General features: G+C 45.1%; 13 protein-coding genes and 1 riboswitch. Of the genes, 8 read left to right on the top strand and 5 right to left on the bottom strand.

Annotated elements, in window-relative coordinates; genetic code table 11:
* Nucleotides 1–75 precede the first annotated feature (75 nt).
* Together MHI25_RS27120 and MHI25_RS27115 are read right to left on the bottom strand one after the other, a co-directional pair.
* The gene (locus MHI25_RS27120; protein ID WP_076219968.1) at nucleotides 76–1557 is read right to left on the bottom strand and encodes an amino acid permease; all 1482 of its coding nucleotides are present in this window, start codon (nucleotides 1555–1557) and stop codon (nucleotides 76–78) included.
* A gap of 199 nt (nucleotides 1558–1756) precedes the next feature.
* Nucleotides 1757–1961, bottom strand: a riboswitch (Lysine riboswitch).
* Between the two features lie 101 nt (nucleotides 1962–2062).
* Nucleotides 2063–3196, bottom strand: coding sequence for a virulence factor (locus MHI25_RS27115; protein ID WP_340394631.1), 1134 nt, complete (start codon nucleotides 3194–3196; stop codon nucleotides 2063–2065).
* A gap of 223 nt (nucleotides 3197–3419) precedes the next feature.
* Here MHI25_RS27115 and MHI25_RS27110 point away from each other — a divergent pair, with 223 nt between their 5' ends.
* A complete protein-coding gene (locus MHI25_RS27110; RefSeq protein ID WP_076277150.1) occupies nucleotides 3420–4385 on the top strand; it encodes an MBL fold metallo-hydrolase in 966 nt (321 codons plus the stop codon).
* A 155-nt stretch (nucleotides 4386–4540) separates the two neighbouring features.
* Nucleotides 4541–6166 (top strand): ATP-binding cassette domain-containing protein, encoded by a 1626-nt coding sequence (locus MHI25_RS27105; protein ID WP_036680232.1) that lies wholly within the window; start codon nucleotides 4541–4543, stop codon nucleotides 6164–6166.
* A gap of 324 nt (nucleotides 6167–6490) precedes the next feature.
* On the opposite strand, the gene MHI25_RS27100 is transcribed toward MHI25_RS27105, so the two are convergent.
* On the bottom strand, nucleotides 6491–6676 hold the full coding sequence (locus MHI25_RS27100) for a hypothetical protein (protein WP_036680230.1): 186 nt from the start codon (nucleotides 6674–6676) through the stop codon (nucleotides 6491–6493).
* Between the two features lie 134 nt (nucleotides 6677–6810).
* On the opposite strand from MHI25_RS27100, the gene MHI25_RS27095 reads away from it, so the two are divergent.
* Both MHI25_RS27095 and MHI25_RS27090 read left to right on the top strand, forming a co-directional pair.
* Nucleotides 6811–7680 (top strand): cation diffusion facilitator family transporter, encoded by an 870-nt coding sequence (locus tag MHI25_RS27095; RefSeq protein ID WP_340394630.1) that lies wholly within the window; start codon nucleotides 6811–6813, stop codon nucleotides 7678–7680.
* Between the two features lie 204 nt (nucleotides 7681–7884).
* A complete protein-coding gene (locus tag MHI25_RS27090; protein WP_340394629.1) occupies nucleotides 7885–8958 on the top strand; it encodes an SH3 domain-containing C40 family peptidase in 1074 nt (357 codons plus the stop codon).
* Between the two features lie 220 nt (nucleotides 8959–9178).
* On the opposite strand, the gene MHI25_RS27085 is transcribed toward MHI25_RS27090, so the two are convergent.
* Both MHI25_RS27085 and MHI25_RS27080 read right to left on the bottom strand, forming a co-directional pair.
* Nucleotides 9179–9556 carry a hypothetical protein gene (locus MHI25_RS27085; RefSeq protein ID WP_076128684.1) on the bottom strand — a complete coding sequence of 126 codons (378 nt, stop codon included), beginning with the start codon at nucleotides 9554–9556 and terminating at the stop codon, nucleotides 9179–9181.
* A 219-nt stretch (nucleotides 9557–9775) separates the two neighbouring features.
* Nucleotides 9776–9943 (bottom strand): DUF1328 domain-containing protein, encoded by a 168-nt coding sequence (locus MHI25_RS27080; RefSeq protein WP_036680225.1) that lies wholly within the window; start codon nucleotides 9941–9943, stop codon nucleotides 9776–9778.
* A 189-nt stretch (nucleotides 9944–10132) separates the two neighbouring features.
* Here MHI25_RS27080 and MHI25_RS27075 point away from each other — a divergent pair, with 189 nt between their 5' ends.
* The 4 genes from MHI25_RS27075 to MHI25_RS27060 all read left to right on the top strand — a co-directional run bounded on the left by MHI25_RS27075 (nucleotide 10133) and on the right by MHI25_RS27060 (nucleotide 16298).
* On the top strand, nucleotides 10133–10639 hold the full coding sequence (locus MHI25_RS27075; protein ID WP_036680224.1) for a DUF948 domain-containing protein: 507 nt from the start codon (nucleotides 10133–10135) through the stop codon (nucleotides 10637–10639).
* Between the two features lie 59 nt (nucleotides 10640–10698).
* Nucleotides 10699–11223, top strand: coding sequence for a hypothetical protein (locus MHI25_RS27070; protein ID WP_076128682.1), 525 nt, complete (start codon nucleotides 10699–10701; stop codon nucleotides 11221–11223).
* 237 nt (nucleotides 11224–11460) lie between these two features.
* On the top strand, nucleotides 11461–12627 hold the full coding sequence (locus tag MHI25_RS27065; protein WP_340394628.1) for a fused response regulator/phosphatase: 1167 nt from the start codon (nucleotides 11461–11463) through the stop codon (nucleotides 12625–12627).
* A 2-nt stretch (nucleotides 12628–12629) separates the two neighbouring features.
* Entirely contained in the window at nucleotides 12630–16298 is a 3669-nt protein-coding gene (locus tag MHI25_RS27060) for a response regulator (protein WP_340395712.1), read from the top strand.
* Nucleotides 16299–16303 lie beyond the last annotated feature (5 nt).

Here is a 16303-nt window from a genome sequence, read left to right as displayed (position 1 = left end):
CTAGATTGATTTATATAAAAAGGGATATCCCGCAGCCTTTCAGGCTTCTGGATATCCCTTTTTTGCGGAGTCTATTTATTCTGGGTGAGTACTAAGATCGCATTTTTCCAAAGGAATAATATTACTCTTGCGGAAGAAGCGATAGCCGGCCCAAATCAAGACGAATAATGGCAGGCTGATATAGGAAACGGCAATACCGTACCAGTCGATGTTTCCACCTGAGAAGGCACCCATATTCTGGCCAAGGATGGCTACCGTACAAAGTACTAAGGCAAATATAGGCCCAAACGGGAACCATCTAGCCCGGTAAGGCAGCTCATCAAGGGAATGACCTTGAGCTATAAAGGCGCGTCTGAAACGATAATGGCAGACAGCGATGCCGAGCCAGTTAATAAATCCACACATACCGGAAGCATTAAGCAACCAGTTGTATACAGCACCATCACCAAAGAATGATGCTAAAAAGGCTAACATACCAACGGCTGTGGTCACGAGCAAAGCGCCAACAGGAACACCGCGGCGATTAAGCTTGCCTAGAGCACGTGGAGCCATTCCATCCTTAGCCATAGCGTACAGGACGCGGGTGGAGGCGTACATTCCCGAGTTCCCGGCTGACAATACGGAGCTGAGAATGACAGCATTCATGACGGATGCGGCAATAGCAAGTCCTGCTTTATTAAATACGATCGTAAACGGACTGACTCCGATATCATCAATACCACCGCGCAGCAGATCTGGATTCGTGTAAGGAATCAGCATTCCGATTACTAGTATAGCGAGGATATAAAAGATTAATATACGCCAGAAGACTTGGCGAATAGCAATAGGTACGTTACGGCGAGGGTTCTCACTCTCACCTGCTGCAACACCGATTAGCTCGGTGCCTTGGAAGGAGAATCCCGCAGCCATAAAGACACCGACGAAAGCGAAGAAGCCACCGTGGAACGAGCTGCCCCCGATCTGGAAATTGCTGAAGCCTACGGCTTTTCCGCCCATGATTCCGAAAATCATCAAAACTCCGACAATAAGGAAGGCGATAACAGTAATAATTTTGATAATGGCAAACCAATATTCTGATTCTCCGTATCCACGAGCAGATAGGAAATTAAGACCGAACATCAGCAGCAGGAACACGAGACTCCAGAGAAAGGAGGGACTGTCCGGGAACCAATATTTAATAATGACGGTGGCGGCAGACAATTCTGCTGCAATCGTAACCGCCCAGTTATACCAGAAGTTCCAGCCGATGGCGAACCCAAAAGCGGGGCTGACGAAACGCGTGCCGTAAGTGCTGAATGAGCCCGAATCCGGCAAATAGGTAGCGAGCTCTCCCAGACTGGTCATGAGGAAATAAACCATAACACCAACAGCCGTATAGGCTAGAAGTGCTCCACCGGGTCCGGCTGAAGCGATAGCGCCACCACTGGCCAGGAAGAGTCCAGTACCAATAGATCCTCCAAGCGCAATCATGGTCAAATGCCTTGCTTTAAATGATTTTTTTAGCTCAGGCGGGTTACTTACGTTGCCTTGTGCTAGATTTTGCTGCTTGCCCTGCATGATTTGACACTCCTTATGATCTAATCTTTCAATTCATGAACGGGGAGTGCTGAGCTGCTTCCTCCCGCAGAGCGGGAGAGTGTATTTGGTGATCTCCATAAGGTTATGGACAAACACTAAATATACAAATTCTGTAAACGCAAAGAAACCGCAGACTATATCTGCGGTTTCCATCTATACAGCTCCGCATCATACTCCCTGTGAAGATAGCGCAACACATTATGACCTGCTGCTATGCAGGTTATACAATGTGACAGTTCCGTGCCTTTCGGCAACGGCCCCAGCCTGCACCGCTGTAAGAGCGACAGTGCAGACTTCGGCAGATATTCCTTTCGACGCGATTCATAGACGGCTCTAACGTCTCCACGCGCGTACTCTTTATATCCGCGACCTCTACCTCATCTTAGTATGACGAGGCTATCTTTACTTCATTCATTTATAAACAACAGGAATTAGTATAAAGCAAGTTCGCAAGTCAAGCAATGACAAAATCCGGTAGGGAATGTTAGCTGCGACGACGCTCTGACATTTGCTGCCAAACGGTACCCGCCGCTGCTTCACCGGAAGCGATACGTTCCAAAGCCATTTTGGCCTGAAGTCCAACCTCGAATTCCGGATCTTCCGCCGCAACTGACAGCGCTTCTTGGGCATCGGATGTGCCCACCTCATAGAGGAAACGAGCTGCGCGCCAGCGGACAAGCTTGCTCTTATCTGTCAGTGCTGCCGTCATCACTGGCGTGGCGGCAGGATCGCCGATGTCGGACAGCGTATCGCCTGCCGTACGTCTCACGGCTGGCGCGCTGTCTGCCATCGCCTCATAGAGCAGCTCCATCGCTTCAGGCGTGCGAAGGTCGCCTAGATACACGACCGCAAGCCTGCGAATATGCAGCTTGGGATCGTGCAGCGCCGCCTTAAGCTCCGGCAGGAGCTCCGCCGTCGGCGTAAGATCCTCCAGCGCGGCGTAACGCACGCGCCAATCCTCATGCTTCAGGTCTCGCAGCAGCTCATCCTGACTGCGGGTTCGTCTCTGCTCGACGAACTCACCTTCGGCGCCGTGCGCAATGGCTTGCTGCACGAGAGAGTCGAGGCGTTCCTGCGGATACGCCGCTTCGACCTCTTGCTCCACCTCGCGTGCAATCTCCGCGGGCTCGCCATAACGCACGCCGTAATCAGTGAGCTTACGCTCTTTAATCATCACGGCGCTAGCCACATCCATAACCGCCTTCGTGAAGCGGTTTGCTAAGGAGATGCGCTCTTCATTCGCGCCGGTCTTAACGCGGATCTGCAGCGGAATTCCGCGGAACATCTGGACGAAGACTTGAGCTTCGCCGAAATGAGCGCCAGCGTTCTCATCGGCATTCCAATCGTCATTTAAGCCTTCGCTGTTGCCGAAGCGGTTCTGGACTTCTCTTAGAATCGCTGCCCAATCCGCATTGCCCTTGCGTTCGAGCGCTGCAAAGTCAGCAGCGTGATAGATGCTAATAACGCCCGGTATCGTTAACATTTCGCGTGCCCAGGCCGGTGCGGAACGTTCACTTTCTGGTGTATAGGTTCTGCGAATTCCAGGTTCCAGACTTTCGTCCAAATGAAGCTTCATCGTATTTGGACTTGGAGTCGGTTCAATAAAAGTAATCTTCATACGTAGCTCCCCCTTGAACGGTATATGCACCGCCATACTTTATACACATATTATCTCATTTCTGGCCTGAAACACAAAAGGGTACTTAGATATTTTGCGGAAAAAGGGCGCACCATTACCAAGTAACTTGTATATTTTGCAAAATACTCTGCCGTTCAATATAGTTGTATTATATTCGCTAAAGTAAAGCATGCTCGGCAAACTTCTAAAGATGAGGTGCTCTATGGCTAAATTTCGCTACAATAACCTCGACAATGTGAGTACCGATAAAACACTTAAAGAGTTTCGTAAGTGGCGGGAGGAACGTCGACGGAAGAAAAAAGATTATTCATATGTAGTGCCAAGTACGCCGCCGAGGTTAGCTTATCTGGCGGAGAATCGCCTGGAGACCACCATTACGTGGATTGGGCATTCAACGTTTTTCCTTCAATATGAAGGGATGAATATCATTACTGATCCAATCTGGGCGAGAAGACTAGGCTTTGAGAAAAGATTGGGGCAACCCGGGATTCCGCTCAGCGAAGTGCCTCCCATTGACCTGATTCTGATCTCGCACTCTCATTATGACCACTTGCATATGGCTTCTATCCGTAAATTATATAGAGCAGGGACAACCCTTGTTGTTCCTATAGGCTTGAAACGAAAGATGCTCCGCAAAGGATTTCGCAACTGCATAGAAATGGAATGGTGGCAGGAAAATACGCTGGGTAAAATTAAGCTTACCTTCGTGCCGACTCAGCACTGGACGCGGAGAACGCCTTGGGACACGAATACTTCTCATTGGGGAGGATACATTCTGCAGCCGATCGAATCGGATAGCGACAAGCTGCCCCCTAACCTGTATTTCGCAGGAGATAGCGGTTATTTTCCGGGTTTTAAGGAGATTGGGAGCCGCTATAAGCTTCATGTTGCACTCATGCCGATTGGAGCTTATGAACCGGAGTGGTTCATGACCTCGCAGCATGTAACCCCTGAAGAGGCTATACAAGCATTTGTAGATGTTGGAGCGGAGACCATGATTCCGATGCATTACGGCACCTATAGACTTGCTGATGATACGGCCCGGGAAGCGCTGGATCGGATGGAAAGTGCCCGGCTTAAACAGGGTATTTCTGAAGAACGAATCCGTACGCTCAGCTATGGCGAAACGCTTATTATACAACCCGAGAATCGCATAACTGGACAATAATTGAAAAAATTCCTCCTAACTGGCGACCTCTGTACAGCAGCTGGAATAACTTTAGTATTGGAGAGAACAGCTGAAAAGGCTATTTTACGGGCTTTTTGCTCTCTATTTATGCTATAATGAGCCGAAACCCTAAGTGAAAAGGATGGTAATGCGTAATGATTAGCACAAGCGGCGTAACACTCCGCTACGGAAAACGCGCTCTCTTTGAAGATGTAAACATAAAATTCACCCCTGGTAACTGCTACGGTTTGATTGGTGCCAATGGTGCCGGTAAATCAACCTTTCTGAAAATTCTGTCTGGTGAGATCGAAGCAAATACCGGTGAGGTACATGTTACACCGGGCGAACGTCTCGCAGTACTCAAACAGAACCATTTTGAGTATGATGAATTCCCAGTACTTGAGACCGTAATTATGGGTCATACACGTCTTTATGAAATTATGAAAGAAAAGGATGCGCTTTATGCGAAGTCCGATTTCACAGAAGCGGATGGCCTGCGTGCAGGAGAGCTTGAAGGTGAGTTCGCTGAGCTTAACGGCTGGGATGCTGAGCCAGATGCAGCTGCCATGCTGATTGGTCTCGGAATTATGCGTGAACTGCATGACAAAAAAATGGCCGAACTGAGCGGCAATGAAAAGGTACGGGTACTCTTGGCGCAAGCCTTGTTTGGCCGTCCAAATAACCTGCTGCTAGATGAGCCTACCAACCACTTGGATCTCGAATCTATTGGCTGGTTAGAGAACTTCCTCATGGACTATGAAGGTACTGTTATCGTCGTATCCCATGACCGTCACTTCCTGAATAAAGTATGTACGCATATTGCGGATATTGATTTTGGCAAAATCCAGATGTACGTCGGCAACTACGACTTCTGGTATGAGTCCAGTCAGCTTGCGCAAGCTTTGCAGCGTGATTCGAACAAGAAGAAGGAAGATAAAATCAAGGAATTGCAGGCATTTATCCAGCGTTTCTCGGCCAATGCTTCCAAGTCTAAACAAGCGACATCACGTAAGAAGCAACTTGAGAAAATTACACTGGACGACATTCGTCCGTCCAACCGTAAATATCCGTTCCTTAACTTCAAACCAGAACGTGAAGCGGGTAAACAATTGCTGACAGTCAGCGGATTGTCCAAAGCGGTTGAAGGTGAAAAGCTTCTTGATGAAATTAGCTTTGTAGTAAATAAAGGGGATAAGATTGCTTTTGTAGGCCCTTACTCCCAGCCTAAATCACTGCTATTTGATGTGATCATGGGTGAGCAAGAAGCGGATGCGGGCGAATATACATGGGGAGTAACTACAACTCAAGCGTATTTCCCGAAAGACAACTCCAGCTATTTCGATGGTGTGGAAATGAATCTTGTAGAATGGCTACGTCAGTATTCTAAAGATCAGGACGAAACTTTCCTGCGTGGATTCTTGGGCCGTATGTTGTTCGCCGGAGAAGAAGCACTGAAGAAAGCAAGTGTGCTGTCCGGGGGCGAGAAGGTTCGCTGTATGCTGGCCAAAATGATGCTCAACGGCGCGAACGTGCTTGTGTTCGATGAACCAACCAATCACTTGGATCTGGAATCCATCACGGCACTGAATAACGGGCTGATCGATTTCGATGGCACGATTCTATTCACTTCCCATGACCATCAGTTCATCCAAACCATTGCTAACCGCATCATCGAGATTACACCTACAGGTGTAATTGATCGCTCCATGAGCTACGATGAATATTTGGAGAATCCAGAAATTAAGGAAATGCGCCAGCGCATGTATCCTGTAGAAGTATAATATTTAATTTCCGCTATGCGGAAGGAATCCATGAAGCAGCTACACTAATCCTTTTAGGATCAGGGTAGCTGTCTTTATAATTTCAATTTTGAAAAGTTATTAACAAGTAGAATGCTACGGGGTGTATGCGGGGTTTCCAAGACAGGAGTCTTTAGCCCTTGAGGTTTCCCAAAGCGCATGTTTTCAGCTGGCTAATCGTACATTAAAGAGAAGCAATTATGAATTTGAAGAGTTCTAATCCATCCTATCAGGCAGGACGAACGTATAAACGGCTGCGTTTCCCCGAGGGATTCGCAGCCGTTTATGTTTAAGTATAAGTAAATACTAAGATCCGCCAGTACGACGGCGTTGGTTGTTAGGCTTTTTGTTATTTTGGCTTTTTAGCGGTTTGGCGGAACCGGCCTGAAATGTGGATCCAGGCTTGGAGGAAGATTGTTGCTTCTTCTGTTCCAGTTTTTTACGGATAGCTTCCGCTAAGTTGATTTTTCCTTTATCGTTGCTTTCGCTCATTATGATAACCTCCTTCGAAGCAAGTCCTTACACTTTATTCTAATTGTTTTTAAATGCTGCCACAAGGGCAAGAATAATTGAAAGAATTCTTTTCCGTATTTTAAATAATCGGGGGAAAAGAGGGGGAGCCAAGAATGACTGATATTTACGAAGATATACGTAAAGGTGAACGAGGAGCTTGGGTGAGCATAGCGGCTTACCTCATCCTATCATCATTCAAGCTGGTTTGTGGTTATTTATTTGCATCTAGCGCACTCGTAGCGGACGGGGTCAACAATTTAACAGATATCGTAGCATCCATAGCTGTACTGGTGGGGTTACGGATTTCGCGGAAGCCACCTGACTCTGACCACGCTTATGGGCACTTCCGGGCAGAGACCGTAGCGGCGTTGTTGGCTTCTTTTATCATGGCGGTAGTGGGCCTTCAAGTGATTGTGGAGGCGGTGCGTTCCTTTTTCGATCGTACAAAAGAAACGCCGCAGCTCTGGTCGGCAGCGGTGGCTATTGTATGTGCAGTAGCTATGATGGGGGTATACATATATAACAAAAGACTGGCCAAACAAATTAACAGTGGAGCACTTATGGCAGCGGCTAAGGATAATTTTTCTGATGCAATGGTCAGTGTTGGAGCCGCAGTTGGGATTGTGGGTGCACAGTTTGGTTTGCCATGGATTGATTCCGCAGCAGCTGTTCTTGTCGGACTCATTATCTCCAAGACCGCTTGGGATATTTTTCGTGATTCGACCTATCGGCTTACCGATGGCTTTGATCAAGATAAATTGATGGATCTACGCAGTACGATTGCTCGAACGCCGGGAGTAGAAGAGATTAAAGATGTGAAGGCACGGGTTCATGGTAATCATGTGCATGTGGATGTTGTAGTGGAAGTGGATGCGAATATTTCTGTGACGGAAGGTCATGAAATAAGTGATTCCATCGAAGAAAGAATGAGCAAAATGCATAATATTATGAATGTGCAGGTGCACGTGGAACCTAAAAAATAAATCACGAAATGCTATATTAAGGAAAAATAACACATATTCAAGGAGAAATCGAGACTTTAGACCTGTGTGTTACCATAAAGTGGCATGATTATATGTGAAATTTGGAGCATGTTCCAAATCCCGGGCAAGCCTATAATGAGGGCATAAAGGAATAATGTAGTACAATCCTTTATTGAAATCTCATCATGGAATTTGGGGGAACGTATGATCAAATCACATAAGCAAATTACAGCATCTTTGTTAGTATCTGCTGCAATTGTTGCAGGTTTAGGAGTATCTGCTCCTGGACAAGCAGCGGCAGCCTCAAGTTCATCTAATTCAGTTACAGCAGCTTCAGCCGTTCAAACAGGTGTGATCGAGGCTAGTGTTCGCCTTCGCAGCACCCCTTCTACTGACGGAGAAATAGTGAAGTACTTGCAAAAGGGAGATCAAGTGCAGATCCTTTCGCAGCCTAACAGCTATTGGTATCAAGTAAAAACGGCTGATGGTTCAGTGGGTTATACAAGTGCAGGAGATAAGTATATCAGCGTATCCTCTGCTTCAATAACGACACCATCGGCACAAACTGGCACCATTAAGTATGGTGTGAATCTTCGAGTTTCACCTTCAACAAGCGGGAAAATAATGAAGCTTTTGAATAAGGGAGAAAAAGTAGAAGTTCTGGCGCAGCCTAACAGTTACTGGTATCAAGTTAAAGCGGCGGATGGTAGCATCGGATATATAAGTTCAAGTGAACAATATAGTACACTTTCAGGAAACGGTGGGGGATCTGGAACGGTAACACCAACGCCTACACCTACACCTACACCCAATCCACCTGTAACAACACCGGGGGCTTCAGCCCAAATCGAACGGGTGATTGCTGCAGGCATGGGATATCTAGGAACGCCTTATGAGTATGGCTCCAGCAGAAATGATACAAGCACCTTTGATTGCTCGGACTTCATCCGGCAAATTTTTATGGATGCAGCCAATCTCAAACTGCCGGCGGATTCCCGTCAACAGGGAGATTGGGTGAAGTCGAATAGTACGGTGGTTACGTCTATTTCCAATTTGAAGCGCGGCGACTTAATGTTCTTTATGGATTATAAGGGGAATTCTGCTTCTGCTTATGAGGGAATCGACAAATCTACGGCTAGAATATCGCATGTTGCAATGTATCTAGGAGATGGACAAGTTCTACAAACTTATTCCGTAGCTTCAGGCGGGGTAAGGGTAGATAAATTAAGCGCTTCTTGGATGAATCGTTTTCTCTACGGAGGTTCGGTCATTCGCTAAATATATGAAAATGCAGGAAGCGACAGCATCGCATGTTTGTGACGGGTGAACGATGGCGGGCGTACGCGCAAGAGGGCTATCCTTTTAGTAGAATTCTCTACTGAAGGGGTAGCTCTTCCTGTTTATCTGTTCAGAATATGTACTCTCCACATAAAAAAAGGGCAGTACCATCGGCCATTTTCTTGGCTCTTGGGACACCCCTTCTTCGCTTATTGATTAATTATGGCAAAATCACATTGGCTGATACAGGAACCTTAACCCATGCTTTTCCCAGCCAAGTGTAAATTTCTCTCCATTCATTACCCCAAGTATCCGAAATGACTTCACCTGTTGTATCAAGAGTCTGAACGCCAAGCCAGCCTGCTGGAATTATACCTCCGACTGAAAAGTAGAAAGGTGTTTTCTCAGTCAGCACTATTTGCGGTGTAGCTGGACTCATATCCGCTGGAGTAATAATGGTTTCAAAAGAATTGCTGTAAGTGCTTCCAGTTACGGTTGCAGGAGCCGTAGTAGTTCCTGTTACTTCAGCTGCTGAAGCTGTAGCTGCAATGGAAGCCATAAGTCCTAAGGCTACTGTAAGGCTGGCGATTTTTTTCATGTTTGGTTCCTCCTGTGGGGGTTGGATGTATTTTTTTCCAAAAGTACTGTTTGTTAATAAGCTAGTAAACGTAAATGATGCGTGATGAACCACCCATTCAACATTTCTTATTTTCTCAAGTGACATCCGTGCAGGAATGACCTATACTTTCTGCATGATGAATAAGATATATGGATAGATATGGGAGGGATACAACAGTCACACCATTAATAAGAGGGGCTACATAGATCTGCCTCTGCGTCCCGTGAAGAGAGAAATTACAAACAGAACCAGGAAGACGAAGAACAGGATCTTAGCAAGACCAGCAGCGGCAGCTACTAGGTTGAAGAAACCAAAGATTCCGGCGATTACTGCGACTACAAGTAGTATTGCGGACCATTTTAACATTACATATCACCTATCCTTTTTTGATTAATGTAGTCATTGTATAAACGGGGACTTTGATTTTGAAACAAAAGGGAAGAGGGACTCTTGACAACGCTCGACAAGATGTTTCGGCTTATGGGACCAGGGGTAACTATGCAGTATACAAGGCTGATTAGCCGATATTTATGAGATATGGAAGGGGTTATGAATATGATCATTGAACTTAGTGTAGCACTCGTCGCAATTGCATTCGCAGTACTTGTTTTCTTTTTAATTAAAACTTTAAAGTCGGCAAAGGATTCACTCGACAAAGTCAGCCAAACCTTGGTGGAAGTACAGAAGACGATGGATGAGCTTACTTATGAAGTGAAAACGACGGTCAGACACGCAAATGAAATCACTGCCGATGTACAGCATAAGATTCAGAAGATTGACCCAGTCATCGATTCTGTCAAGAATCTGGGTGATGTTATGAATGAGCTAACCTTAACAGTCAAACAAGTGTCAGTCACAGTGATCGAGAAATATCGTAAATCGCGTGAGCTGAAGGAGAAAAGTAAGGAAGTCTCTATAAAAGAAGCTCCGCTAACTCCTGCTGAAGAACGTACTGTTAACTCCTATGATGCCATTTATGCTGAGAAGTCACCGGGAAAAATAGCTACAGTGCTAAAAGGTGTAGACGTAGCTGCAACTCTTTGGAAGAAATTTCGTCATTAAGCATAAGATAGTAAGGCTTCTGTAATCGGTGGCTGCAGATAAGAAAGGTGGGACACAACATGAACATGATGATCCTTTTATTTGGTCTTCTTTTCCCATACTTTGATGCGTCTCCACAGTTGGTGCCTATCTCTACTTTTATTGAACAACCTAAGTCGGTTCTCGCATTTGAACATGCTTCAGAATCCAGCCCATATATAAATCGCTTTGATTCTCTGCAAGGTGTCGCTTTATACACCACAAAGGAAGAACTGCTTCTGACCAAAGGCAATCCGCTTGCGGTGACAAATGATCCATTGCTAGAGACAGTGGAGTACCATTACGCAGATGTGACAGTGGGTGTGGGCGAGGGTGTTGTACTTTATGTACATGTTGCACCTCCGCAAGCACAGCAGTTCGGTTTACATGTAGATGGCGTAGAAATCGATCCTTTAACAGATAATCTGCAAGATACTCTGGGCAAACCGTATTTTATAGCCGAAGATGGGGATGTATACCTGAGAGGGAATAACGCACTCAAAATATATCGAAATTTGGCGGGTGAATTTGAAGGAATTGATTTATTTGATAGTATTTCTTCCTAATCTGTTTCATATTTGAGCAAATTGGTTAATAAACATAGGCTGTCTTTAGAATAAAGTAACCTCCAGCCCCACTAGGTATAGTGGGGCTGGAGGTTACTTTGCTGAATACGTAAATTGATCCTATGACTATATTTACATATTATGAAAATAGAAATAACACTGTGAAATAGCGTATGATATAGTTAGTAGGTTTGCAGAATTTTACGGTCGTAATACTAATCGTGTGAGGTGAAGATGATGAGAATCTTAATCGTGGATGACAATCCGACTAATGTTATCATTATCCGTGAAATCCTGAAAAAAGAAGATTACCGAAATTTCGTAACCGCATCCTCTGCCAAAGAGATGCTGGAACGGCTTGGAATCGGTTCGGTGAGTGAAGATGGACGTCCCCGGATGTCAGATATTGATCTGATTTTACTGGATATGATGATGCCAGAAATGGATGGGATCGAAGCATGTCGTGTTGTGCAGCAATACGAACATCTTAAGGATATTCCAATAATAATGGTTACAGCTGTAGGTGATTCAAAGAAATTGGCCGAAGCGCTGGATGCAGGTGCAGTAGATTATGTTACGAAACCTATTAATAAAGTGGAGCTAATGGCCCGGATTCGGCTTGCTCTGCGGTTAAAACGTGAGAAAGATTGGCATAAGGAACGGGATCAGCGGATTCAGGAGGAATTGAGACTGGCTGCACTCGTGCAGAATGCTGTACTCAGCCTCCCCCTGCAGGAAGAGAATTTCGAGGTGCATGCTATCTATCAGCCTTCCTCTGAATTGGCGGGTGATTTATATGCCTGGTATCCCCTTGGGGATGGCCGATATGGCGTAATACTCCTGGACATTATGGGACACGGTATATCGTCCTCTCTTTTTTGCATGTTCCTTGCGTCAGTATTAAAGGATACGGTAACTACCTATGTAGAGCCGGAAAAGGTAATTCAGGAACTCAATCGAAGGTTTAACCAACTTTATATTGAGAAAAAGCTGATTCAATATTATTTTACGACGATTTATCTTGTGATCGACACTCGTATAAAGCGTATTGACTACGTTAACGCCGGGCATCCACCTGCGCTATTTTTTGAGGGCGCAGCTAAGACTCCGGTCTTGCTGGAAAGTAATTGTCACCCTGTAGGCCTGTTTGAACGGATTGATATTCAGCCTCAGAGCTTGACCTACGAAGATGAAGGGCATTTGGTTCTCTATACAGATGGTCTGCTGGAGCTGGTTGAGGGTGAACAGGAAGAGCAGCTGAAGTTTATGATTAAGCATTTAAATGTTGAGCATGAATGGAAGGAAGAAACTATACGGGCTGCTTTTTTCAATGCTGATGTTCCTAAAGAGCGTGACGATGACAAATGTATAGTGTGGATCTCACTGAAGAAGGGAACAGAATGAGGATGAAAATAAAGGCTAAACTCTTAATTGGTTTTAGTGCGATGCTGGCGATTATGCTGGCACTTACTATGATTGGATACGATCGTTTGGATTATATGAATGGTCAGCTTGAGGGTTACCAGGATAGATATATGAAGGGGCGCTCTTCTTCAGGTATGCGTGGAGAAGTGAATGATATGGCGCGCATATTAACGACGACCATGTTAAGCGCGGATACATCAACGGTAGAATCACAAAAAAAAGAGATTGATAAAAAAATAGCTAAGGCGAATGAGCACTACGACAAAATAAAAGAATCAATGACTAGCGCTGAAGAGATGCAGATCGTTAATCAAATTGATGATTCTTATACGGTCTATCTAAATTATCAGGAAAAAATATTGAAGCTGCTATCAGCTGGTTATTTCCAGAATGCCAGCACGTATTCTAACACAGAGGGACAAGCGATTCAGAATGCCGTGTTAAATGCTCTGAACAGTCTCTCTGATTATAATGCCTTTATTATGAATGAAGAGAGCGCAAAAGCTAAAGATGCCTATCAAAGCTCTACTCAGATGGTCATCTTGATGATGATTGTGGGCCTGCTACTTGGACTTGGAGTTGTTCTATGGATCATTCCAAGCATTACGCGGGGGCTTAATGTCGTTTCGATGATGATTACCAGCTTTGGCAACGGCAGAATCCGGGCCATAAGGCGCATAAAGGTTACTTCGAAAGATGAGATTGGTGAGGTTGCCCTTGTCTTTAAGAAAATGGCGTTAGATCTTGAAGAGAAACAGCAAATGGAACAGGCTTATGCACAGGCACAGAATGATCAATCCTGGCTGAATGCAAATGTTGCTCAGGTGACAGAACTTCTCCGGGGGGTTAGCTCATTGGATCAGGTCTCACAGACCTTTATCAACGAGTTCACCCCTGTGCTCGGAGCCCAGTTTGGAGCTGTGTATTTGAAGGATGCTAATCGTCCCGATTTTTTACGAAGCAGTGGTTATTATGCAGTAGATAACGATAAGAAACCAAAGGAAGGTTTTTTGATTGGAGAAGGGCTTGTAGGACAAAGTGCGCTTGATATGCACCCAATCAGATTGGAGCGGGCTCCTGAAGATTATATCTCCGTGAAATCCGGCTTTGTGGATTCACAGCCAGGATATATTTCCATTCATCCGCTTATTTTTGAAGACGAGCTGCTCGGTGTAGTAGAATTTGCTTCATTCCAGCCATTTAGCAGTCTGAAAAATGATTTGCTGCAACAACTTGCGAATAATTTAAGCATTATTTTCAATAATATTAGTCGTCGTCTGATTGTAGAGAAATTACTGCGTGAGTCACAAGCACTTACGGAAGAACTGCAATGTCAGTCAGAGGAGCTGCAGACTCAGCAAGAAGAACTGCGTCGTTCTAATGAGAACTTGGAAGAGCAGACGGACGCGCTTAAGCGTTCAGAAGAACTGCTGCAACGCCAGCAGGAGGAACTGGAGCATTACAATACGGAACTCGTCGCCAAGACTCGTGCACTAGAGGAACAAGTGCAGGAGGTCGAGGAGAAAAAAGATGAAATTGAGCATGCTAAGGTTCAGCTAGAGAAACAGGCTATGCAATTATCCGTGACTAGTAAGTATAAATCGGAATTTATGGCGAACATGTCCCATGAATTGCGGACGCCGCTCAACAGTCTGCTGATCTTGTCCCAGCTGCTTACCGAGAACAAAGATGGTAATTTAACGGAGAAGCAGGTTGAATTTGCCCATACGATTTATATGTCAGGTGCTGACCTGCTTAAGATGATTGATGAAATTTTAGACCTGTCCAAGGTTGATGCAGGAAAAATGGAACTGAATCATGAAGAAATTAAACTGACTGAGCTGAAAAGCTTTGTGAAGCAGAATTTTGCTCCGCAGGCGATCAAAAAAGGACTCTCCTTACGGATAGCCTTTAACGAGCCGCTGCCAGATAGCGTTATTGCCGATAGTCACCGGTTGAAGCAGGTCTTAAGAAATCTGCTCTCCAATGCCTTTAAATTTACAACCGAAGGTTTTATCGAGTTTTCAGTTAGCCCGGCAGATAATAATCTCTTGCCACTAAATCTGCCGAGTGATAATGAATATATTGCTATTGCTGTGAAGGACAGTGGCATTGGTATTCCGGCTGACAAAACAGATATTGTATTTGAAGCCTTCCAGCAAGTAGACGGAACAACCAGCCGTAAATATGGAGGCACGGGGTTGGGATTGTCGATCAGCCGTGAATTGGTTCGTATAATGGGTGGAGCTATTGTGCTCGAATCCCGTGAGGGACAAGGCAGTACCTTCACTTTATATTTGCCGGTGAAGGCAAATTACAGTAAACAACGTGCAGAAATAGAAGCTGCGGTGTCCAAAGAGGATTCCACATATGATGAATATATTGGAGACATGCTTCCAACCTTAGTGCCAGCAGCAGTTAACGTACCCCTTCCACAACTGACAATTGAGGATGACCGTGACAATTTGACGGCGAATGACAAAGTCCTGCTTATTATTGAAGATGATGAAAGCTTTGCGAAAATCTTGTTAGACATGGCTCGTGGGCGCAGATTTAAAGGTTTAGTAGCGCTTCAAGGCGATATAGGACTGCAGATGGCAAAAACTTATTTGCCAGATGCGATCATTCTCGATATACAGCTGCCTGTAATGGACGGCTGGACCATCCTTAGAGAGCTGAAAAGTGCATCTCAGACCCGTCACATTCCTGTTCATGTTATCTCAGTGAACGATGAAGTGAAGCAAGGATTAATGATGGGAGCTATGGCGTATCTTAGAAAACCATCTTCAAGAGAAGCATTGGAGCGGGCTTTCTCACAAATTGAGAACTATACGTCCAGCACAGTGAAGTACCTTCTGATTGTTGAAGATGATGAGATTCAACGTCGTTCCATTATGGAATTGATCGGTCACGATGATGTAGCTATCACCGCGGTATCAACCGGCAATGAGGCACTGATGGAGCTGCGCAAGCAGAGATATGATTGTATGGTTCTGGATCTTATGCTTGGGGATATGAACGGCTTTGAATTGCTGGATCAGATTCGTGATGATGAAGAATTAAATGATCTTCCTATTATTATTTATACAGGTAAGGATTTAGATAGCAAAGAGGAGACACAGCTCCGCAAGTATGCTGAATCCATAATTATTAAGGATGTTCGTTCTCCGGAACGACTACTGGATGAGACAACGTTGTTCTTGCACCGGGTAGAAGCCAATCTTCCGGAAGATAAACGTAAAATTTTGCAGAAGCTGCATAACAAAGAAGAGTTATTCGAAGGGAAGAAAATACTGCTCGTCGATGATGATATTCGTAATGTTTTTGCACTCTCTAGTGTACTGGAAGAATACCACATGGAAGTGAAGTTTGCGGAGAATGGACGTGAAGCGCTGGAAATGCTGGTAGAGCAAGAAGATTTTGATCTCGTGCTTATGGATATGATGATGCCGGAAATGGACGGATATGAAGCTATGCGCCGAATCCGTGAAATGCCGCAATATCAGAAACTGCCTATTATTGCGCTTACCGCCAAAGCAATGAAAGAGGATCGCGCCAAATGTATTGAAGCGGGAGCTTCTGATTATATGAAGAAACCGATCGCAACAGGTCAACTTCTTTCGTTAATGCGTGTCTGGTTGTATTCGTAAACTCA

This window comes from Paenibacillus sp. FSL E2-0177 (assembly GCF_037992975.1).
GTDB lineage: Bacteria > Bacillota > Bacilli > Paenibacillales > Paenibacillaceae > Paenibacillus_AQ > Paenibacillus_AQ odorifer.
The sequence above is the reverse complement of the archived record's forward strand: the minus strand, read 5'-3'. Positions and strand labels throughout refer to the sequence as shown.